The organism is Synechococcus sp. WH 8109 (assembly GCF_000161795.2).
In the GTDB taxonomy this organism is placed as follows: Bacteria; Cyanobacteriota; Cyanobacteriia; order PCC-6307; family Cyanobiaceae; genus Parasynechococcus.
Map to the genome: position 1 here is coordinate 703140 of NZ_CP006882.1, position 18108 is coordinate 721247.

Here is an 18108-nt window from a genome sequence, read left to right on the forward strand (position 1 = left end):
TTGCGCAAAAAAGCCCCTCCAGGTAGGGGAGGGGCTGTAGGGGATTCAGCTTGTGGTGATGGATCGGTTGATCACTCGTCAACCTGGTCGGCAGCTTCGCTGTGCTCCGCAGCTGCACCCGTGGGGATCAGACGGATGGCTTTCTTGCCAAGCTTGATCTCAAATTCGTCACCGGGTTCCAGGTTCAGCATGGCGGTATAAGCCTTGCCGATCAGCAGATTGCCATTGCCCTGAACTTTGGCGATGTAGCTCAGTTTGCGACCACCTTTGCCAATCGCAGCACCACCGCTGCTCAGATTCACGCCCTTGGCCTCGAGCAGGGCCTCGTAGAACGCTGTGAAATTGAGGCGATCGCCACCATCTTTCTTGTCAGAGACGTACCCGCAAGCTCTCACAAGATCGGATTTGGAAACATCTCCAAGTTCTTTGACCTTGGCAAGCAGCTCGGAACCGGTCAGCATTTTAAATGCGTCTCAATGGATACATAGTTCATAACTGGTTGGCTGGCTGGATGTCAATCAATCGAGCCGATATTGCCAAGGCTCAGTGCTTTGAAAGGTTGGTATCTAGGGATGCGTCTCTGTGGTCTGAATTTTGAGACTGCTCTCCTGAGATGAAGCTTGCGGGCTGATGTTGAGGCGTCCTCAGTGGTTTAAACCTCAGCACTGTCTGAGGGTTCAGAAATGATCGTGTACTCGACACGATCATCATCAGAGCAGCAAAAATCCCCGTAGTAACGCTCGAGTTCATCGTAGGCAGCGTTGTAGCTGTCAAAGCGCTGCCGTGTCAGCAGATCTTCTGATTGATCACTTCGCACGATGCGATGGCGTGAAGCTGGTTGCATCAGCTGGATCCACGCGGCCAATCAAAAGTCAGATTAAGCCTGGGACTGAGGCATCAGTCACCACAGCTTTCTAGGGTCGATTGATCTGATGGAGGTGTCCATTCTTCGGTTCTTGCTGGAGCTGGTGCCCTCCCTTCTGATTGGGTTCTGGGCTGGTCGACGCCAGGAAACCCTGTCCACCCACTTGGCCGCACCGCTGGTGCGGTTCGGTGTGCCGATCAGTGTGATGGGCCTGCTGTTGAAAGGTGGCCTCAGCGGCGACATGTTGCAGGCCGCAGGTCTTGCGGTGCTTGCCATTGGCCTTGTTCTGGTGGCGGCCGCGCGCTTGCCGGGATTGGCTGAGCTGGCGTCTCCCACGCTGCGGCTGGGCAGCTGCACCGGAAACACGGCCTATTTCGGGGTTCCTCTCGCCCTGGCTTTCCTGCCCGATGAGGCTCTGCCCATCAGCATTGGCTACGACCTCGGGGCGACTCTGCTGGTCTGGAGCCTGGGACCGCTGCTGATCGGGGGGCAGGTGGATGGTTCCCAACGGTTGCGAGGGTTGCTCAGCAGCGTTGCTGGGAGTCCGGCAACCCGAGGGCTCACCGGCGCTTTGCTGGTTCAGGCGACCCCATGGTCTGCGTCGGTGGCCGATGCACTTTGGTGGCCTTCACGCTGCGTGATTCTGCTTGCTCTGATGGTGGTGGGCATGCGCCTGGGCAGCATCCATCGCCAGGGCATTGCGCCGGAGGCACGTCCTCTGCAGCTGCTTAAGCCACTGGTGGCCAAGCTGCTGCTCTACCCGTTGCTGCTTTGGCTTCTGGCGTCTCTGCTGCAGTTCAAGCCTTTGATGGTTCAGGCGGTTGCTCTGCAAGGAGCCGCGCCGACGGCAATCTCTCTTTTGCTCATCGCAGAATCTGTTGGTGCTTATCAGGAGCAGGCTGCAGGGCTGGTGTTTTGGAGCACGTTGCTGGCCTTAATCACAGCACCTGCATGGGGTGTGCTGCTGCAATCTCAGTTTTGAAAACGGCGAAAGGTGAGGTTGATTCGGGTGCTCTGCACTTTGCGCCGCTGAGGAACACTGTGCATCCATCGGGTCTGACAGCCCGGGTGCATCACCAGAAGGTCACCATCGGCCAACGGCAGAGACCTTTTTAGGTGTGCAGTTTTGCGGTGGCGGAGCTGAAAATCCCGCGTTGCTCCGAGTGAAAGGGAGGCAATCGGAGCCCGCTGATCAATTTCCGGTTCGTCATCGGCGTGCCAACCCATGCGGTCATCGCCATGGCGATACCAATTGAGCAGGCATCCGTTGAAGATGGTCTCACAGGCTTCATTCACCTGGTGCAGCAATGGCTTGAACCATGCAGGCCAGCCATCACCAGTGTGAATGGCACCGCTGTAGCGGTAGTGAATTCCTTCATCGGCAAGAAACACCGTCATTCGGGGGATCGGGTGGCGCTTGCCATAGACCTGAACGACGGGCTGCTCCCACTGGAGCTGGTGTTCAAGCTGTGTTTGCCAGTGCCTGGCAAGATCTGGCTTCAGCCAACCCTCATGCAGGGACCAGTCCGTTTCAGCTGCAGCTGGATGGATGGTCATTCGTGACGTCGGATGACGAGGTCGGTTCGATCTCGAGACTGTCCCATACATTCGGTTGCATGGGAGCCAGAATCACCCAAGACGAATTCCTCAAGCGCGCCGTGCAGCGCTTTGGTGATCAATTCGACTACAGCTTGATCCGTTGGCGCAGTTACAAGAGTCCGGTTCAGATCCGTTGCAACGACCATCCGGTTCAACCGATCACGATCACACCGGAAAAGCATCTTCAAACCCTGGGTGGATGCCGTCATTGCCTTCGCGAAAGACGCATCGCCTCGTTGGAGCGGGAACTCAATCGCAAATCCGCTGAGCGTCCAGATGCCGTCGCTCAGGAGCCCTCGCCCAATCTGGAACCCACTCCGAGACGACAAGGTTAAGGGGTGCTGCTGCAGCCAAGCCTGATCAGGCCTTCAGGCTGACCCGCTGATAGCAAAACCAGAGCCACTGCTGGAACAGAAGGTTCCGGTGGGAGCGCCAGAGGGTCTGGGGTTGGGCCGCATCGAAATTTTCGGGTGGAGGAACATCTCCGCGGGCTCGGTCGCGTTCCATTTCTCCGAGGATCCGTCCCACGTTGTATTCGGGATGGCCAAGGTGCATCAGCTGCCGCTGATCCGGTGTCTCGAAAATGGTGTACCCCACCTGTTCGCCATGGGCAAGCAAACGAAGACGTCCGTCCCGTTCGGCGGCTTCCATCGCGGCATCCGACAGTCCGGCATGACGGCTTTGGGGGCAGACGAAATGGTCGTCCTGGGTTCCCATCAATGGATGGCCCGGCACAAGGCTGCGCATCGGGTAGATCCCGAACAGCTTCTGCTGGAAGGCCACCTTGTCGACGCCCGCAAGGTAGGCGAGGGCGAAACCGGCCCAGCACAGTCCGAGGGTGCTGGCACAGGTGCTGCGCGCTTCCTCGATCAACTGGACCAGTTCGTTCCAGTAACTGACTTGTTCAAAGGGCAGGTGTTCGACGGGGGCACCGGTGATGATCAACCCATCCAGAGGACCCTGGGACAAGGCCTCATCCCAGCTCACATAGAGCTGGTCGAGATGGTTCTGATCCCAACTCTTGTAGGCGTGGGAGTTGAGGCGAATCCAAATCGGTTCGATCTGCAGCACCGATAGGCCCAGCGGATGCAGCAGGTTGAACTCGTACTGCTTGCCCAGCGGCATGATGTTCAAGATGCCGATACGCAGGGGCCGGATGTCCTGGCGTTCAGCCTGTTCAGGCTCAATCCAGGAGATCCGGTTGCGTTCAACCTCGGCGATTTTGTGGTAACTGCCAGGAAGGATCAGCGCCATGGGAGCTGGGACGTCATTCAGCTGAGAACGGCGAGGGCCTGTTCGAAGTCGGCCTTGATGTCGTCGATGTGCTCGAGTCCGACGGAGACCCGCACCATCGTGGGGGTCACGCCAGCCGAGGCTTGTTCCGCCTCACTGAGTTGTTGGTGGGTCGTGGACGCGGGGTGGATCACCAGCGTTTTGGCATCGCCCACGTTGGCAAGGTGGCTGGCCAGCTTGAGGCTGTCGATGAAGCGAACCGCATCGTCGTAGCCACCGTTGAGGGAGAACATCAGCATGCATCCCATGCCACGGCCTGTCAGGTATTTCTTCGCGGCATCGTTGTAAGGATCACTGGCCAAACCTGGATAGCTCACATGGGCGATGGCGGGATGGTCCTGCAGCCAGGTGGCCAGGGCCATGGCGTTTTCGGTGTGGCGCTCAACGCGCAGGCTCAAGGTTTCCAGGCCCTGCAGCAGCAGGAAGCTGTTGAACGGACTGACTGCCGGCCCCCAATCCCGCAGGCCCTCCACCCGGGCCCGCAGGGCGAAGGCGATGTTGCGATCATCCGGCAGGCCCAGCATTTTGCAGACGTCACTGCCGAAGCCAAAAGCATCCCAGTGCACCAAGCCGTGATACGCCGCGCTGGGCTGGCTCATCAACGGGAACTTGCCATTGCCCCAGTTGAAGGTGCCGGCGTCCACGATCACTCCCCCCAGGCTGGTGCCGTGGCCCCCGATCCACTTAGTCGCACTTTCAACGACCACATCGGCGCCGTGGTCAATTGGTCGCAGCAAAGCTCCACAGGCTCCCAGGGTGTTGTCGACGATCAAGGGGATCCCTTTCTCTTTGGCGAGCGCTGCAAGACCCTCAAAGTCGGGAATGTTGAAGCGGGGATTTCCCATCGCTTCCACGTAGAGCGCCTTGGTGTTGACGTCGACTTGTGCTGCAAAGCTCGCGACGTCGTCGCCTTCGGCAAAGCGCACGTCGATCCCCAAGCGCGGGAACTGCACCTTGAACTGGTTGTAGGTGCCGCCGTACAGATAAGACGTTGAAACGAAGTTGTCTCCCGCCTGCATGCAGTTGGTGATCGCCAGGAACTGAGCCGACTGGCCTGAGGCTGTCGCCAGTGCGGCCACCCCGCCTTCAAGGGCTGCGACGCGTTTTTCAAACACGTCAGTGGTGGGGTTCATCAGGCGGGTGTAGATGTTCCCGAACTCCTTCAGACCGAAGAGGTTGGCTCCGTGTTCGGCGTCATTGAAGACGTAGGAGCTGGTCTGATAGATGGGAACCGCCCGCGCGTTGGTTGCACTATCCGGGGACTGCCCGGCGTGCAGCTGCAGGGTCTCGAAGCGGTGAGACATGGTCTTCGGCGGGGCCACTGCCCCAGTTCTAGTCGTCAGAGAGCTCGGGTTTGTCGGTTTCCGCCAAAGAAGGGAACGTGCTGCGGATCACCGCCTGAATGTCGCGGTGCGCCTCGCTGCGGAATTCAGCCACGCCATCGGCTTTGAGCAGGGGATAGGTGCGATCACTAGCATCCACCTCGCGCAGGTGTTTCCAGCGGTTGCTGCTGTCTTCTGCTTTCAGCGCAATCAGGGGCGCCTGGAAGTCGTAGGCCTTGGTGTTGCCAAGAGCAGCCACTTTGGCCGTGAGCTTTTCACGCACAGGGCTGAGGGCTTTGGCCTTCAACGTGTCGGGCAAGCCGAGAACGGGCTCGTAATGGTCGAGCAGGCGGAGTTCAGCCTCCAGCAGCACCGGCCATGCTCCGCGCTCACCGTCGCCAAGGTCCATCCCCGCCTCGGCTTCGGTCATCGCATCAAGATTGAAGCGCAGCCAGCGGTAGTAGGTCTTGTCTTTGATTGATTTCTTGGCGGCGGCCCGTCCGGTCACAATCGCCGGCAGAGCTTTTTCGGCTTTGCGCAGGAATAGGCGATCCTCCCGTTCCAAATTCATGGCCCCCCAGCGCTGCCGGTATTCCCACAGCTCGACGTAGCGAGCTACATCAGCCTCGGACCAGCCGAGACCCTTTAGTTCATCACCGCGATGGGAGGTTTCCTTAGACACCCGCTTCTTGGATCACGTAGGTCTCAGCGTAGGTGTCGATGCTCACCCGTTTGGTGATCTGCTGGCGGGATTGGCCTGCAGATGCTGCTCAACCGTGATGCGCTGCGCTTGGTTGTAGCCCACCGGCAGCCAAAGATCACCGGCCGCTGCATTGAAGTGGATCTCCCAGTGATATAAGCCGGTGTAGGCCGCGGGGTCCTCCTTCATCAGTGAGGCATAGAGCAGCACGGCGCTGCCGTAGTAATCGCTGTTGTTGTAGCCCCAGAGGCCGCGGCGTATGTCCTGCAGTCCGCCCCGCCTTACTAGGTAACGCGCTGCTGCCTGGATGGCGTCGTGGGGATCGCGGATGTTCCCGGTGCCTATTCCGGGTTCGGCCCAGGTGGTGGGCAGGAACTGCATCGGGCCCTGGGCATTGGCCACGGAGATGCCATCGATGCGTCCCATTCCGGTTTCCACGAGGTTCACGGCCGCCAGAACCTCCCATTCGATCCCTGTCGCTGCCTCGGCCTTGCGGTAATAGCTGAGCAGATTCGCCGCTGGTTCGGGCTGAATGATCCGCCAGGCGGGGAGCATCGTCGGTCCGCGGCCGCGGCTCATGCGAACGAATTCACGCCGTGCTGCCAGGTGGCGTTCCGCCACGCTGCGCCAGCGCGGAGGTAGAGCCTTGATGACCTGCTGAGATCTGGGTTGGTCCGTCGACAAGACCCGGTAGATCACCTGTTGTTGATGGCCGAGATCGGGCATGGCCTCGGCCGCTGTGGCGGGATCCCTCAGTGCCTGTTCAATGGCCGCCAGCAGTGTTGCCAGCTCGGCTGGCTCAGCTGGCACAAGGGGATACTGCCGGCCGTCTTTGGTTCTCGGTTGGCTGGCCTGGGCAGGAAGCAGCACAGGCGCCCTCACCATTGGCTCAGTCACCACTGGCTTGGAAACAGCTTGCTTGGAAACAACCGCTTCGGCTGCGGCCTGCGGCTGTTTTGGTCTCAGCCACAGCCCTGTCAGCAGGCTTGCTGTGATGGCCGAGACAACAAGCACATTGCGGCTGCGCATGGTTGGGCAGGGACGCTGTATTGACCCTAACGGTGCGATTCAGGCGGCAAGAAAGGTGCTGCGGTCGTGAAAGTCGGCCTTAGAGCCGTGGCAGAGGGCCCAATGGCTCAGCCCCTCCTTTCCACGGTCAATCACGGCCGCCAGTGCTAGGTCTGGGCAGACGTCTGGTGTCCACCAGGGCTCCAATGCAATCCGGGCGTCGAGCCGCAGTTGGTGCAACCCGCGTAGCAGCCGCACCGTTGGGGGTGTGCTCAGCTCCTGTTGCGTTTGTCCACTGCGGTAGCCATCGAAGCGATAGAGCGCCCAATCGCCATTGGCAGCCAGATTCACTTCCCAATAATGCTGCTCTCCGGGGGCAGCGATGAATGCCTCGAAGCAGGTTGTGGTCCAGAGCTCATCTTTGCGCTGCCCCTGTTGGGCCCCATCGTTCAGCCCCGCCGGCAGCTTCAGGACGCCAATGCCCTTGGCCGCGCGGGCTAGAACCCCGTAGCTGAGTTCCAGCCAACCCTCGCGCCTCCACACCACTTCAGCGCTGATCTGGACCCCCGCTGGAATGGACCGTTCAAAGGGAATCAGGCGGCAGGCCTGACGCAGCATCACGGCTGAACGCGCCATCTCAGAGGCTTGGACTTGGCTGCTGCTTCAGCTGCGCAACCAGTTGCTCCAGGGCGTTGAACTGCTGCTCCACCGCTGCGGTGAGTCGGAACTGCACCAGGGCCCGTTGCAGGTTGTGCCCAGGTCGATCGCAGCGGAAATAAACATCGCCCTCCAAGTGATCCGTGAGAAAGCGCAGGCCAAGCTCCAGGGGGATCAGGCGGATGCAGTGGGGCAGATAGTGCAGGTCCCAGTCACTCAGGAACCCACCAGCAACGGAGAGGTAGCCAGTAAGGATCGCCTCACAGAGCTCCATATCGAAGCTCACATCGTCGAGGCAGAGGGTTTCCTCACCGGCTGGATTGCAGCAGGAGCGCACACAGTCGCCGATGTCGTAGTGAACGAGCCCTGGTTTGACGGTGTCCAGATCGATCAGACCGATCGCCTGGCCGCTGGCCTCATCGATCATCACGTTGTTGATCTTGGGGTCTCCATGGATGGGGCGGTGATGGAGTTCACCGCGGCTGAGCGCTGCTTCCAGTACATCGACGCCCTGACGACGTGCCTCGATGAACTCGCAGGCGTCACGTTCGGCAGGCCCCAGGCGGTCTGTGGCTTTGGCGACCGCATCGAAGTGTTGGAGGTAGGCCGGCGTGACATGGAAACTCTCGAGTGTGTCCGCCAGTTGATTGATGGGCAGATCGCTGATCAGGTGATGGAACATTCCCAGCCCGTACCCCACTTCCTGGGCGTGGGCACTGTCCCGGATGACATCGCTGGTGGTCGCTGCGCCGATGTAGGTGATAGAGCGCCAGAACTCTCCGTTCTGTTCGATCCATGGGGAGGCCTCTCGCCGACAGGGAACCACCCTGGGCACTTCCCAGCGCCTCCCCTTAAGTTGTGGGGGTGGAGAGGCGAGACGGCGTTCCATGTGGTCGCCCAGGGCCTGCAGGTTCTGCATCACCAGGTCAGGCCGATCGAACACGTTTGTGTTCAGGCGTTGCATGACGAAGGCGCCGTCCTGTCCATCGTGGGTCACGAGGAATGTTTCGTTGACGTTGCCCGAACCAAGGGAACGGATGGCTTTGATCCCCTCGCGAGGATGGAAGCGATCGGCGATGGCTTCCAGGGCCTCGTTCATGAACGGTCGCATGGGTCTCACATGGCACCTTGCCGTTCTTCCGGTGCTCTTCCCCGTTCAGGTGTGCAGAACTACAGCCGACTAGGCGTCGAGCTGGCTTTCAATCACATCCATGAGCTCCAGGTAGGCCGGTACCCCGGTCTCACCGTTCTCGTCCAGGGCCATCTTGCTGCCCATGGCCTGATTGGCGTTGTCGGCAATCACGGCGTTCACCACCAGCTCGAGGGCTTTGGGAACATCGAGGTTCTGAAGTGCCTCGGCGTAGCGTCGGCTGTGGCTGGGCCGCACGGATTCCTGGCAGTAACTGGAGAGCTCACGGCTTTCCGTCATCACCCGGTAGGCGGTCTCCTTCACGCCTGCCCGCCCGTAAATAGCCATGTACAGCAGGTTCACCATCGAGGCGTCGTTGGCTGGGATGGCGTACTTGCGGGCGATCTGAGGCCAGTACCGCAGGGATTTGAGCCCCTCCAGTCCACCTTTGCGCAGGCCTGCGGCTTCACACCACTGCTCCAATTCCTCCATGGAATGGGGGCAGCGGCCTTGATCGCGCATCGCTTCGGCCATCACTTGCCCGGCCTGGAAGTTGCGGGTGGGGCTGCCGGAGACCGGCAGCATCATGCTGCCGCGCACATCGGCCACCATCGCCGTGAGTTGGCTGAAGGTGTGGTCCCGCACCCGCTCAAAGTCGCCATCGCGCACCAGGGTGGATTCAATCCTGGGGACGGCGTAGCCCAGTTCCGTTAGGGGAAAGGGCTGCCGGTGGTACAGCCGTTGACGGTCGGGGCGTGCCATCGACACGGTGGCCGCCTGGTCCAGGCACTGGTTCAGCAGCAGGGTCAGCAGCGTTGGCAACACCCCGGGGTTGTCCTGATGGAAGCCATAGCCGAAGCCGGCGAACACCGAGGCCATGTTTTTGGCGGCCTTGATGAACTGCCCCTCCACGTTGTGAACACCGGCGGAGACCTGGATGTTCGGGGACAGTTGATCCATCAGTTGAGCCCCCAACATGGCCGTCAGGGCATTGGGATGGCAGAAGTTGGCGGTGAAGCTGTCGAAGGGGTTACGTAGAGCCCCATGACGGTGGAAGCCGGAGAAGAAGGCGAGCTCAGGCTGTTGTTCGCACAGCACATACGCGCTGTTGCTGATCGGGTCATGGCTGAAGGATCCCGCCAGGCAGGCCAGCACCACCTGCTCCCGATGGAGCTCCTTGCGCAGGCGGCAGGCTTCCTGGAGGTCTTCTTCGATGTGGTTGCTGTTGGCGCTGAGCACCACAAGCTCGCAGCGCTGGATCAGATCGCTCAGGGTGTTGGCAACCAGCTCACCTCCGATGCGGTGACCGCCCATGTTGAGCATGGTCTCCACGTGCTCATCGTCCATTGTTGCAATAGTCTTCTGGGGGAAGGCTCCCAGGAGGTCCCGGCCAGGGCGAGGGGCAAGCAGCAGACGCCCTTTGGCGTTCTGCATGGCGCAGTTGTAGGCCAGCGAGGCGGGATAAAGCCCGACGCTGTAGAACCCCAACTTGCCGGTCGAGAGCTCCTTCACGCGCCGGCGAATTGCGCCGGCGTCGAGGCTCTGATCGAAGAAGGAATTGCGCATGCCGGCAAGACTAAGCAGCGTTTCCGATGGGACTGCTCACGGCAGACAGACGCAAGTCCCTTGGGTGATGCGGAGTTTCGTCAAGAAGCGTGCTCTGTGTTGACCCAATTCAATCGGTCTTGATTGATGCAGACTGTTTTGGCTGAGTGGGAAGCACCGAGCAGGGCGGAAAATTGAATGAAAGAAAGACGTGAAAGTTCAATGGCAATTGAATCATTCAAAGTTCCATGATTGTTCTGTAATTCGGGTTGGAGCGTGTTCGCTCATTGAGAGCTTGGATTTCGGGATAAGCGGAGAGGTCTTCGTTGGGATAGAAAATGGGGAGATAGCCAAGGTATGCACTGACTGCACAGTCTGCTGCGGTCCAGCAATCCCCCACCAGAAATTGTTTCTTGGTGTAGATGTCATTCAGAGTTGCCATCAGCCTGGGGAACTCCCGCTCCTTATTGGAGGGAACGAACAAAGCGATTGCCAGTGTGGAGTTGGCGAAAAGAATCCACTGGCTGATCGAGGCGCGTGCTGAGGCGTCATGAACTTCGTTGGCGTAATTCTCAGACAAATACTGAAGAATGGCGCCCGACTCAAACAGCACCAAACCATTGCTATCATCTTTGATGGCAGGCAGTTTTCCGAAAGGATTTATCTCCAGATAGCTCGCAGCGAGATTATGGCGAGATGCCAGGTCAATGTTGACGTATTCGTAGGGAATTTCTTTTTCTGCCAAGTACCATTTCGGCATTGAAACGCGGGTCTTGGGGCCGCCGTAGAGATAAAGCGTCATCACTGACTTTTAACTTTCTCCAATCTATCCATTGGGATGAACTAGTGTCGTTGCGTGGTGCAAGCTTTGGTCAGGTTTGATGTCAATGTTGGATGCACTGATCGGGATCTAGTTGTGCTGGAAATGTGACGTGTCAATCTGTTGCGTCGGCGTGAAAGCAAAAATATCCGGTCGATAGCGGCCTGATCTGGCTGTGCGGGTGTCATCACGGGCAGGACCGGTTCAAACATGCTGTAGTGCGCTCAAACCATTGACCAGAGGCCTGTGACCAGCAGTTATCTGGATGGCGTACCGCTGGCCTGCGGCGATTGTGTTGTCCAGCCTGGTTCTGGCGGTCACGGCCGCCAAACTGTTGAGTCGGCCCATCCTCATCGCGATTAAGGCGGATTGCAGGTCAACAAGTTGGTGCTTCCGCCCAGTGTCACCATCCGCTCCAACACCCCTTTGCCGGTCGTGGTGCAGGAGCAGGTCACTATTGGTGGAGCTGCGCCCCTGGCGGTTGAAGGAGCTTTGTCCGTCACAGCTGAAGACCCGCTTGCGGTACGGCAGACGTGTCTGTCGACAACAAAGTCACCATCGGCGGCCAGGTCGAGATCCAGGTCAAGGTGAAGCCGACCTTGCTTTCCGTGCCGGGGCTCTGATCAGCGGTTGCGGGGGGCCTCGCCGCTGCCAATGGTCAGCCCCTGCTCCCAGCGGTTGAGTTGCCGCAGTGCTAGTGCCGACAGTGCGGCGGTGACCAAGCCGGTGCTGCTCCAGCCGCTGCCCTGCTGGATTCCTATAAGCACGGCTGACCCCCAGATTAGGGCCCAGGCCCAGGGGCGTGCCGCACGAATTCTCCTCAGCACCGACGAGCAGCTGCGGCAATGGATGGTGTGGCTGTTGTGTCGATCCATCAGCGCCGTGGTGGTTTGCCGTGGAGGTAAGGGTTGTCCTGCGAAGGGCTCGCCGCCGTTGGCGTTCAACCAGCGATGCAGAGCCGCGACGTAGACGTCTGCCGTTGTGGGCATGAAAAAACTGCGTTCCACGGCGGAGCTGCCGCCTGCTCGCTCCAGTACCCGCTCCTGCCAGTGCAGGAACACCTGATCGTCTTCCAGCACCTTGTGATTGCCGATGTGTTGCAACCAGCGGGGCCTTAATCCGATCAGCAGCCGGGGGACGGCGGATTGAAACTGAAAGGGGAAGCGGGCGAAGAGGCGGCACTCACCGCGGCGAATCGGAACGGCGTAGACCACAGTGAGAATTCGCCCGAAGCCCTTGGCGGTGAGGTCATGCCACATCAGCTGCGGGGCATTAAAGGTGGTGGATTGGGCGCCGAGTTTGCCCCGACGCGGCCCCTCCTCCCAGTAGGCCGTGAAGCCGCTGGCGTCTTCCCCAGTAATTGAAGCTTCCACCGGCGCGGCATTCTTCCGTTTGCCGACGGTCCTGTGGTGGGTGAAGGGAACGTGGCTCACATCCAGCACGTTCTCCAGCAGGGTCACTGCATCCATCGGCAGGTCCCGGAAGGTGTCTTGCACCGTCCAGCTGTCGGGGTTGTCCTCCAGGGCTGGCACAAGGGGGAGCTGACTGGGGTCTGCGGCATCCGGGGCCCCCATCCAGACGAACAGCAGCCCCTGCCCCGTGGCTGTGGGAAGGCTGGCGCAGCGGGATCGACGGTTGTTGGGCTGTGTGTTGTCGAGAGCCTGCGGCACACGCTGGCACTGGCCGCCGCCGTCGAAACTCCAGCCGTGATAAGGGCATTCCAGCAGCCCTTCCTCGTTGATCCGCCCTTCGCTGAGGGGCACCAAACGATGGGGGCAGACGTCCGGGAAGACCCGCCAGCTCGATGCGGCGCGATCCCACCAGATCACTAGATCCCTCTCCAGCAGTGTGAAGCGGCTCGGCTGATTGGGGTCGAGGTCCTGCACATAGCTGATCGGCCACCACTGTTCTGTCCAGGTGGGGTGCATGGCAGGAGCATCAAGGCCGTCATGTTCGCTGGCCGGATGGCTTGGCTGCGCTGTTTCGTTTGTAATCCGTGCTTCTGACTGCCTCCCCCCCACTGGACTTCTTACGGGTTTGGCACTAAGGAGTTGCGCGACGAAAGTGCACCGCTGTTCCGTCGGTTGCAGCGACTTCTCTGAACCTCAATGTCCCGTTTGACGCCCGATCAGTTGCTGCAAGAGCTCACCTGTGCTGAAGATCTACTGATCGTGCAGGACCTGGACGGCGTCTGCATGCAACTGGTCAAGGATCCACTGACGCGGCGCATAGACCCGTCCTATGTGGATGCGGTCGCCGCTCTGGATGGTGAATTCGCTGTCTTGACCAATGGTGAGCACGAAGGGCGGCGCGGGGTGAACCGCCTCGTGGAGCAGGCCCTGGGGGATTCCGATCTCCCCAGATGTGAGGGTCGTTATCTGCCAGGCCTGGCGGCTGGAGGGGTGCAGCTGCAGGATCGCTTTGGCGACCTGAGCCATCCCGGGGTCTCGCCGGCGGAAATGGCTTTCCTCGCTGCAGCCCCCATCCGAATGGAAGCTCTTCTGATGGAGCGATTGCCGGGCCTGCTGCCGCAGGTGGGTGTGGATTATCTGGCCGAGGTGGCCAAAGCCGCGGTATTGGACACCCAGGTTTCACCCACCATCAATCTCAACGGGATTTTTGAACTTGTCCCTGCTGATGTCACCACCCAGCAGGCCCTGCAGACGATGCTCTCGGAGCTGATGCATCAGTTGCTTGCTGAGGCTGCCGACCAGGGCCTGGAGGAATCGTTCTTCCTGCATGTGGCTCCCAACCTGGGCCGTGATGCGCAAGGTCAGGAACGGATCAAGCCCGCTGCTGCAGGTGATGTGGGCACCACCGACATTCAATTCATGCTCACCGGGTCCATCAAGGAGGCCGGCCTTCTGGTACTGCTTAATCATCACATCCAGCGCCGTTGGGGTGAATCTCCCTTGGGTGAGACGTTCAATGTGCGAACGGCTCCCCACGATCCCGAAGCGCTGTTGGCGTTGGTGCAGCAGCGCATTCCCGCGCAGCGGATGCCGTTGCTGGTGGGTGTGGGAGACACGGTCACATCCACTGCATCGGCTGATGGCACGGGCTGGTTGCGGGGTGGGAGTGATCGCGGTTTCCTCAACCTGCTGCAGGACCTCGGTGCCTGGTGCGGTCAATCCAATCGCGTTGTCCTAGTCGACAGCAGCCATGGAGAAGTGGATCGCCCCAGCCATGCCGATGGCAACTTGCAGGGCATCACCAATCCGCAGGATCCCCTGCGGATTGACGCGCTCATGCCCGATGGCCCGGAGCAGTACATCGCCTGGTTCCGAAAGCTCTCCGAACGTCGCCGGGTGGGTTGATCAGCTGCGCAGCAGTGGGAGCATCCGTTTCTCCCGCCTGGATACGTTCTGTCTGGAAGAATCAGCCCTATCCGCATGGAGCCGGTGGCTGTTGTTGAGACCGTTTTCCCGCCCCTGAAGCGCGGACAACTCACAACATTGCAGGTCAATCTCGGTTACATCTGCAACCAGAGCTGTGCCCACTGCCATGTCAATGCAGGGCCCACGCGCACCGAGATGATGAGTACGGATCTGCTGGCGTTGGTTCCGCAGATCCTTGAACGGCATTCCATTCCCTGCCTCGATCTCACGGGGGGAGCACCGGAGTTGCACCCGGGTTTTCGCGCTTTGGTGCGCCAGGCACGCTCACGCGGCACCACAGTGATTGACCGCTGCAATCTCACGATCCTCAGTGAACCCGGCCAGGACGATCTGGCTGAATTCCTGGCGGAGCAGGGCGTTTGCATCACCGCCTCCTTGCCCTGCTACAGCGCCGAGAACGTTGACCAACAGAGGGGCGATGGCGTGTTTGAGCGCAGCATCAGCGGACTTCGCCAGCTCAATGCCCTTGGATACGGAACGGGCGATCCAAACCGGCAGCTGGATCTCGTTTACAACCCGCTGGGTCCGGTTCTGCCTCCTCCCCAGCAAGCCTTGGAGGCGGATTACAAGGACGTGTTGGGCGGGTTGGGGATTCGCTTTGATCGTCTGCTCACGTTGGCGAACATGCCCATCCAACGTTTCGCCAAGCAACTGGAACGCAGTGGCGACTTGCAGCGCTATCAGGCCCTTCTTGAGGATTCGCACAATCCGGACAATCTGGGGGCTGTGATGTGCCGACAGCTGATCAGTGTGGATTGGCAGGGCCATCTCTACGACTGTGATTTCAATCAGCAGCTCGGCCTGCCCTGCCCAGGTGAGGTGCGTCACCTTCGTGATCTGATCCACCTTGAGGCCGTTCCGCTTGATCAGTCCATCCACACGGCCCCGCATTGTTTTGGCTGCACGGCTGGCGCCGGCTCAAGTTGTGGCGGGGCGCTTCAGGGCTGATCAGCGCGTTATGGGCATAATGGGTTGATCTCTTGACAGGCCATCCCGTTGCAACGCATCTGTTTTGCTATCGCCGCGTTGATGCTCACGGTTACAACGGCCATGGCCGGATCCCACGGCAAGCCCAAGCAAGCGATGTTCAAAACGCAGGCTGAAGCTGAGGCGGCGGCCCCAATTTTTGGCTGCACTGGGGCTCACCAGATGGGCGAGATGTGGATGGTCTGCGATAAGCACGGTGATGCGGATCACCAGGGAGCCCACTGATCCATGACTGAAGGCGGGCATTGCGGCAGCAAGCCGAAGCGGATCGCGATCGGCGTGGCTCCCCTCGGCACCATCTCCATCGGCATCGTGCCGATGGGAGTGATCTGCATCGGTGTGGTGCCGATGGGTGTGGTTTCGATTGGTGTAGTGGCGATGGGCGTGATCAATGCCGCCATCGTTGGGATGGGATTGGTGGCGGTTGGTGTGAACACCATGGGGGTGATTACGGCCGGCCCGATGAGCATGGGCTTGATTCAGATCCGCTCCACCACCAATCCCCGCTATCTGGCCTATCCCAGTCGCGAAGAGGCGGAGGAACAGGCGCGCCAATTGGGTTGTGAGGGTGTGCATCGCATGGGCGATCGCTACTGGATGCCCTGCAACGAGCATCCTCAGCAAGCAGCCCGCGCGTCAGCTTCACAAAAGCTTCGGAAGACTTCTGTTGCTCACGCCTTTTCAGTGGCTGTGCTGCTGGCTTCAGTGTGCGAAACAGGGCGCATCTGATGTCACCATCGTCGCCACGCCAACGTCTTCAAACCCTGCTCAGTGCCCGATGGTTGGAGATGGGTGAAGTGTCATTGATGCATCACCGCCAGGTTCAGATCTTGCTGAACACCTTGAGACGCGAAAAGGAACTGGTGTCTGTCCAGCTGATTGAGCTTCTGGTGGCTGATCTCTACGACAAGGAATTTCGCGCCGAATGATTCAGGTGTTGCGATCTATCCCTGACATTTGGGGCAGATCGCACGCACGTTCAGGCTCGATTCAATCAACTGAAAACCAACATGGGCGGCGGCGGCAGCTCCTGCTGCAAGCACGGGTTCACTTTCGAATTCCTCGGTGCGGCCGCAGCGGATGCACACCACATGGTGATGTTGGCGGTGATCGTCAACGGCAAGCTCGAAGCGTCGACCCCCTTCACTGAGCTCCAGTTCTTGGAGCAGACCCATATCGGCCAGCAGGCGCAGGGTGCGATACACCGTTGCTAAGGACACTTTCATCTCAAGTGCCGCCAGCTGCTGGTGCACCTCCTCGGCACTGAGGTGGCAGCCGGACCCACAGCGCTCGAACAGCTCAAGAACCCGTTTGCGCTGCGGGGTCAGACGGCGCCCGTCCTGATGCAGCCCCTGCTGAAGGGTGATGTCCGTTGCGGCAGGCGCGGAGGACGATGTCACAGCTTCTCCTCGCTTATTCTCAAGAGTAGGCCTTAATGAGAGTGATGTCTCGCCCTCAGGATCAGGCCCCTCATCGGATCACATCGGTTGCCGATGAGGACGATGAAAGTTGGTGATAGCGTCCGCCGACGCTGTTGTTCTGGTCGATGGAAACCCACGTCCTCACCTTCACCATCACCAAGTCATTTGCCGAATGGGTCGCTACCTATGACGCATCCCTGCCGCTTCAGAAAATTGCTGGCATCACCTCGCTCTACCGGGGTGTCAGCAAGGACGACCCCAGCAAGGTCTGCGCGGTGATGCAAGCTTCTCCCGGGGTGATGGAGCAATTCATCGCCGACAACACCGACGTGATCGCGGCTTCGGGGCACGTGATTGAGAGCACCGTGAGTCAGGTGTTCGTCGCCAGCTGATGGCTTGGCGTCCTGCCCGGGCCTGGACCAGCCAGCGCCCGGTGGCCGGTTACCGCCATTTCGAGCTGATCACGCAAGGCGGGCGTGGTCCGCTGCGATGGGTTGAGTTGGCGGCTGTGCTGGCTCCGTCGCATCGCGAGCGGGTGCTCTGGAGTGAGCTCAAGGATCCAACCCGCTGGAGCAGCGGATGGCAGTCCATTCCGGAGAGAGATGAGGATTCTTCAACTCAGTGATCCACACCTGGTGGCCGCTGATCAGGGGATGGTGCGCGGCCGGCCTGCCCTAGCTCACTTCGAGCGAGCTCTCCAGCTTGGTGGGGCCTTGAACCCCGATCTGGTGCTGGTGACGGGGGACCTTTGCCAGGACGAAAGCTGGGGTGGCTATGCCCGGCTGCGGCGAGCCCTGAGCCAACACGTGCGCTGCTCGGTGGCTCTGCTGCCCGGCAACCATGATCACCCGATGCTGCTCGATGCGGTGCTGGGGAGACGCTGGACGACGGCTCCAGCTGATTTGTTCGTGCAAGGCGTGAGAGTGCTGCTGCTGAGCAGCCATCGGGTGGGTTCAGCTGCCGGTGCCCTTGGCTCGCTTCAGCTCCACTGGCTGGCGCAGCGCCTGCAGTGCTCGGAGCGCCGTGATCTGCCCCTGGTGGTCGCCCTTCACCATCCACCGATCGCCATAGGTGATGCCGGCATGGATGCGATCAGGCTCCTTGATGAGGCAGGTCTGGAGGAGCTGTTGCGTCCCCATCGGGCCCTGCGGGCGGTGCTGTTTGGACACATCCATCAGCATTGGCAGGGGGCCTGGGCCACGCGGCCTGACGTGCTGCTTCTCGGATGCCCATCCACGCTCTGCAGTTTCAAAGCGGTGCAGCTCTGCCCCCTGGGTTGCGCCGATGATCCGGGAGGCAGGCTGCTCGATCTGAGGCCTGATGGAGCCGTTCATCACCGCGTGCTGCGCTGGAGCAGCGTCTGA

The 18108-nt window shown here is 60.2% G+C and carries 23 protein-coding genes; 10 read left to right on the forward strand and 13 right to left on the reverse strand.

Annotation, left to right across the window (positions count from 1 at the left end; translation table 11 throughout):
- Positions 1–71: 71 nt before the first annotated feature.
- On the reverse strand, positions 72–461 hold the full coding sequence (locus tag Syncc8109_RS03790; protein WP_006849603.1) for an AbrB family transcriptional regulator: 390 nt from the start codon (positions 459–461) through the stop codon (positions 72–74).
- A gap of 191 nt (positions 462–652) precedes the next feature.
- Positions 653–844: a hypothetical protein gene (locus tag Syncc8109_RS03795; protein ID WP_006852109.1), complete on the reverse strand. Its 192-nt coding sequence runs from the start codon at positions 842–844 to the stop codon at positions 653–655.
- A gap of 88 nt (positions 845–932) precedes the next feature.
- Here Syncc8109_RS03795 and Syncc8109_RS03800 point away from each other — a divergent pair, with 88 nt between their 5' ends.
- A complete protein-coding gene (locus tag Syncc8109_RS03800) occupies positions 933–1847 on the forward strand; it encodes an AEC family transporter (RefSeq protein WP_052328025.1) in 915 nt (304 codons plus the stop codon).
- On the opposite strand, the gene Syncc8109_RS03805 is transcribed toward Syncc8109_RS03800, so the two are convergent.
- Positions 1838–2422 (reverse strand): alpha-ketoglutarate-dependent dioxygenase AlkB, encoded by a 585-nt coding sequence (locus Syncc8109_RS03805; RefSeq protein ID WP_006850907.1) that lies wholly within the window; start codon positions 2420–2422, stop codon positions 1838–1840. The genes Syncc8109_RS03800 and Syncc8109_RS03805 overlap by 10 nt on opposite strands.
- Before the next feature lie 59 nt (positions 2423–2481).
- Between Syncc8109_RS03805 and Syncc8109_RS03810 the strand changes: the two genes are divergently transcribed.
- Positions 2482–2799: a hypothetical protein gene (locus tag Syncc8109_RS03810; protein WP_006849924.1), complete on the forward strand. Its 318-nt coding sequence runs from the start codon at positions 2482–2484 to the stop codon at positions 2797–2799.
- 25 nt (positions 2800–2824) lie between these two features.
- On the opposite strand, the gene Syncc8109_RS03815 is transcribed toward Syncc8109_RS03810, so the two are convergent.
- The 9 genes from Syncc8109_RS03815 to Syncc8109_RS03855 all read right to left on the reverse strand — a co-directional run bounded on the left by Syncc8109_RS03815 (position 2825) and on the right by Syncc8109_RS03855 (position 12866).
- On the reverse strand, positions 2825–3718 hold the full coding sequence (locus Syncc8109_RS03815) for a homoserine O-succinyltransferase (RefSeq protein WP_006850642.1): 894 nt from the start codon (positions 3716–3718) through the stop codon (positions 2825–2827).
- 17 nt (positions 3719–3735) lie between these two features.
- Entirely contained in the window at positions 3736–5061 is a 1326-nt protein-coding gene (locus Syncc8109_RS03820) for an O-acetylhomoserine aminocarboxypropyltransferase/cysteine synthase family protein (RefSeq protein WP_025362191.1), read from the reverse strand.
- Between the two features lie 28 nt (positions 5062–5089).
- Positions 5090–5761, reverse strand: coding sequence for a hypothetical protein (locus Syncc8109_RS03825; RefSeq protein ID WP_006851697.1), 672 nt, complete (start codon positions 5759–5761; stop codon positions 5090–5092).
- 42 nt (positions 5762–5803) lie between these two features.
- Positions 5804–6808 carry a lytic transglycosylase domain-containing protein gene (locus Syncc8109_RS03830; RefSeq protein WP_006849618.1) on the reverse strand — a complete coding sequence of 335 codons (1005 nt, stop codon included), beginning with the start codon at positions 6806–6808 and terminating at the stop codon, positions 5804–5806.
- A gap of 39 nt (positions 6809–6847) precedes the next feature.
- The gene (locus Syncc8109_RS03835; RefSeq protein WP_006850323.1) at positions 6848–7423 is read right to left on the reverse strand and encodes a DOMON-like domain-containing protein; all 576 of its coding nucleotides are present in this window, start codon (positions 7421–7423) and stop codon (positions 6848–6850) included.
- Position 7424: 1 nt separating this feature from the next.
- Positions 7425–8555 (reverse strand): phosphotransferase enzyme family protein, encoded by a 1131-nt coding sequence (locus Syncc8109_RS03840; protein WP_006851638.1) that lies wholly within the window; start codon positions 8553–8555, stop codon positions 7425–7427.
- Between the two features lie 69 nt (positions 8556–8624).
- Entirely contained in the window at positions 8625–10139 is a 1515-nt protein-coding gene (locus Syncc8109_RS03845; RefSeq protein WP_006850061.1) for a hypothetical protein, read from the reverse strand.
- Between the two features lie 217 nt (positions 10140–10356).
- Positions 10357–10920: a glutathione S-transferase family protein gene (locus tag Syncc8109_RS03850; protein ID WP_006850419.1), complete on the reverse strand. Its 564-nt coding sequence runs from the start codon at positions 10918–10920 to the stop codon at positions 10357–10359.
- Positions 10921–11561: 641 nt separating this feature from the next.
- A complete protein-coding gene (locus Syncc8109_RS03855; RefSeq protein ID WP_025362193.1) occupies positions 11562–12866 on the reverse strand; it encodes a Rieske 2Fe-2S domain-containing protein in 1305 nt (434 codons plus the stop codon).
- 180 nt (positions 12867–13046) lie between these two features.
- Between Syncc8109_RS03855 and stpA the strand changes: the two genes are divergently transcribed.
- The 5 genes from stpA to Syncc8109_RS03880 all read left to right on the forward strand — a co-directional run bounded on the left by stpA (position 13047) and on the right by Syncc8109_RS03880 (position 16252).
- A complete protein-coding gene (stpA, locus tag Syncc8109_RS03860) occupies positions 13047–14255 on the forward strand; it encodes a glucosylglycerol 3-phosphatase (protein ID WP_006851216.1) in 1209 nt (402 codons plus the stop codon).
- A gap of 75 nt (positions 14256–14330) precedes the next feature.
- Complete coding sequence (gene arsS, locus Syncc8109_RS03865) at positions 14331–15284, forward strand: arsenosugar biosynthesis radical SAM (seleno)protein ArsS (RefSeq protein WP_006850837.1); 954 nt, start codon at positions 14331–14333, stop codon at positions 15282–15284.
- Between the two features lie 48 nt (positions 15285–15332).
- Positions 15333–15548 carry a DUF3721 domain-containing protein gene (locus Syncc8109_RS11580; RefSeq protein WP_232202455.1) on the forward strand — a complete coding sequence of 72 codons (216 nt, stop codon included), beginning with the start codon at positions 15333–15335 and terminating at the stop codon, positions 15546–15548.
- Positions 15549–15551: 3 nt separating this feature from the next.
- Complete coding sequence (locus Syncc8109_RS03875; protein ID WP_006851629.1) at positions 15552–16052, forward strand: hypothetical protein; 501 nt, start codon at positions 15552–15554, stop codon at positions 16050–16052.
- Positions 16052–16252 carry a hypothetical protein gene (locus tag Syncc8109_RS03880; protein WP_006850862.1) on the forward strand — a complete coding sequence of 67 codons (201 nt, stop codon included), beginning with the start codon at positions 16052–16054 and terminating at the stop codon, positions 16250–16252. The genes Syncc8109_RS03875 and Syncc8109_RS03880 overlap by 1 nt, the downstream gene beginning before the upstream one ends.
- Positions 16253–16267: 15 nt before the next feature.
- On the opposite strand, the gene Syncc8109_RS03885 is transcribed toward Syncc8109_RS03880, so the two are convergent.
- Positions 16268–16723: a Fur family transcriptional regulator gene (locus tag Syncc8109_RS03885; RefSeq protein ID WP_006851655.1), complete on the reverse strand. Its 456-nt coding sequence runs from the start codon at positions 16721–16723 to the stop codon at positions 16268–16270.
- A gap of 146 nt (positions 16724–16869) precedes the next feature.
- On the opposite strand from Syncc8109_RS03885, the gene Syncc8109_RS03890 reads away from it, so the two are divergent.
- Genes Syncc8109_RS03890 through Syncc8109_RS03900 form a run of 3 tightly spaced genes read left to right on the forward strand, consistent with a single transcriptional unit; the run spans position 16870 to position 18108 of the window.
- Positions 16870–17136, forward strand: a complete 267-nt coding sequence (locus Syncc8109_RS03890; protein WP_006850918.1) for a DUF3764 family protein — start codon at positions 16870–16872, stop codon at positions 17134–17136.
- On the forward strand, positions 17136–17369 hold the full coding sequence (locus tag Syncc8109_RS03895; protein ID WP_006850593.1) for a TIGR02450 family Trp-rich protein: 234 nt from the start codon (positions 17136–17138) through the stop codon (positions 17367–17369). The genes Syncc8109_RS03890 and Syncc8109_RS03895 overlap by 1 nt, the downstream gene beginning before the upstream one ends.
- Positions 17347–18108: a metallophosphoesterase gene (locus tag Syncc8109_RS03900; protein WP_006851161.1), complete on the forward strand. Its 762-nt coding sequence runs from the start codon at positions 17347–17349 to the stop codon at positions 18106–18108. Before Syncc8109_RS03895 ends, Syncc8109_RS03900 begins: the two co-directional genes overlap by 23 nt.

Coding starts and splice junctions, on each gene's coding strand:
- Syncc8109_RS03790 (WP_006849603.1), bottom strand. CDS start 461: ATGCTGACCGGTTCCGAGCTGCTTGCCAAGGTCAAAGAACTTGGAGAT.
- Syncc8109_RS03795 (WP_006852109.1), bottom strand. CDS start 844: ATGCAACCAGCTTCACGCCATCGCATCGTGCGAAGTGATCAATCAGAA.
- Syncc8109_RS03800 (WP_052328025.1), top strand. CDS start 933: ATGGAGGTGTCCATTCTTCGGTTCTTGCTGGAGCTGGTGCCCTCCCTT.
- Syncc8109_RS03805 (WP_006850907.1), bottom strand. CDS start 2,422: ATGACCATCCATCCAGCTGCAGCTGAAACGGACTGGTCCCTGCATGAG.
- Syncc8109_RS03810 (WP_006849924.1), top strand. CDS start 2,482: ATGGGAGCCAGAATCACCCAAGACGAATTCCTCAAGCGCGCCGTGCAG.
- Syncc8109_RS03815 (WP_006850642.1), bottom strand. CDS start 3,718: ATGGCGCTGATCCTTCCTGGCAGTTACCACAAAATCGCCGAGGTTGAA.
- Syncc8109_RS03820 (WP_025362191.1), bottom strand. CDS start 5,061: ATGTCTCACCGCTTCGAGACCCTGCAGCTGCACGCCGGGCAGTCCCCG.
- Syncc8109_RS03830 (WP_006849618.1), bottom strand. CDS start 6,808: ATGCGCAGCCGCAATGTGCTTGTTGTCTCGGCCATCACAGCAAGCCTG.
- Syncc8109_RS03835 (WP_006850323.1), bottom strand. CDS start 7,423: ATGGCGCGTTCAGCCGTGATGCTGCGTCAGGCCTGCCGCCTGATTCCC.
- Syncc8109_RS03840 (WP_006851638.1), bottom strand. CDS start 8,555: ATGCGACCGTTCATGAACGAGGCCCTGGAAGCCATCGCCGATCGCTTC.
- Syncc8109_RS03845 (WP_006850061.1), bottom strand. CDS start 10,139: ATGCGCAATTCCTTCTTCGATCAGAGCCTCGACGCCGGCGCAATTCGC.
- Syncc8109_RS03850 (WP_006850419.1), bottom strand. CDS start 10,920: ATGACGCTTTATCTCTACGGCGGCCCCAAGACCCGCGTTTCAATGCCG.
- Syncc8109_RS03855 (WP_025362193.1), bottom strand. CDS start 12,866: ATGCACCCCACCTGGACAGAACAGTGGTGGCCGATCAGCTATGTGCAG.
- stpA (WP_006851216.1), top strand. CDS start 13,047: ATGTCCCGTTTGACGCCCGATCAGTTGCTGCAAGAGCTCACCTGTGCT.
- arsS (WP_006850837.1), top strand. CDS start 14,331: ATGGAGCCGGTGGCTGTTGTTGAGACCGTTTTCCCGCCCCTGAAGCGC.
- Syncc8109_RS03875 (WP_006851629.1), top strand. CDS start 15,552: ATGACTGAAGGCGGGCATTGCGGCAGCAAGCCGAAGCGGATCGCGATC.
- Syncc8109_RS03880 (WP_006850862.1), top strand. CDS start 16,052: ATGTCACCATCGTCGCCACGCCAACGTCTTCAAACCCTGCTCAGTGCC.
- Syncc8109_RS03890 (WP_006850918.1), top strand. CDS start 16,870: ATGGAAACCCACGTCCTCACCTTCACCATCACCAAGTCATTTGCCGAA.
- Syncc8109_RS03895 (WP_006850593.1), top strand. CDS start 17,136: ATGGCTTGGCGTCCTGCCCGGGCCTGGACCAGCCAGCGCCCGGTGGCC.
- Syncc8109_RS03900 (WP_006851161.1), top strand. CDS start 17,347: ATGAGGATTCTTCAACTCAGTGATCCACACCTGGTGGCCGCTGATCAG.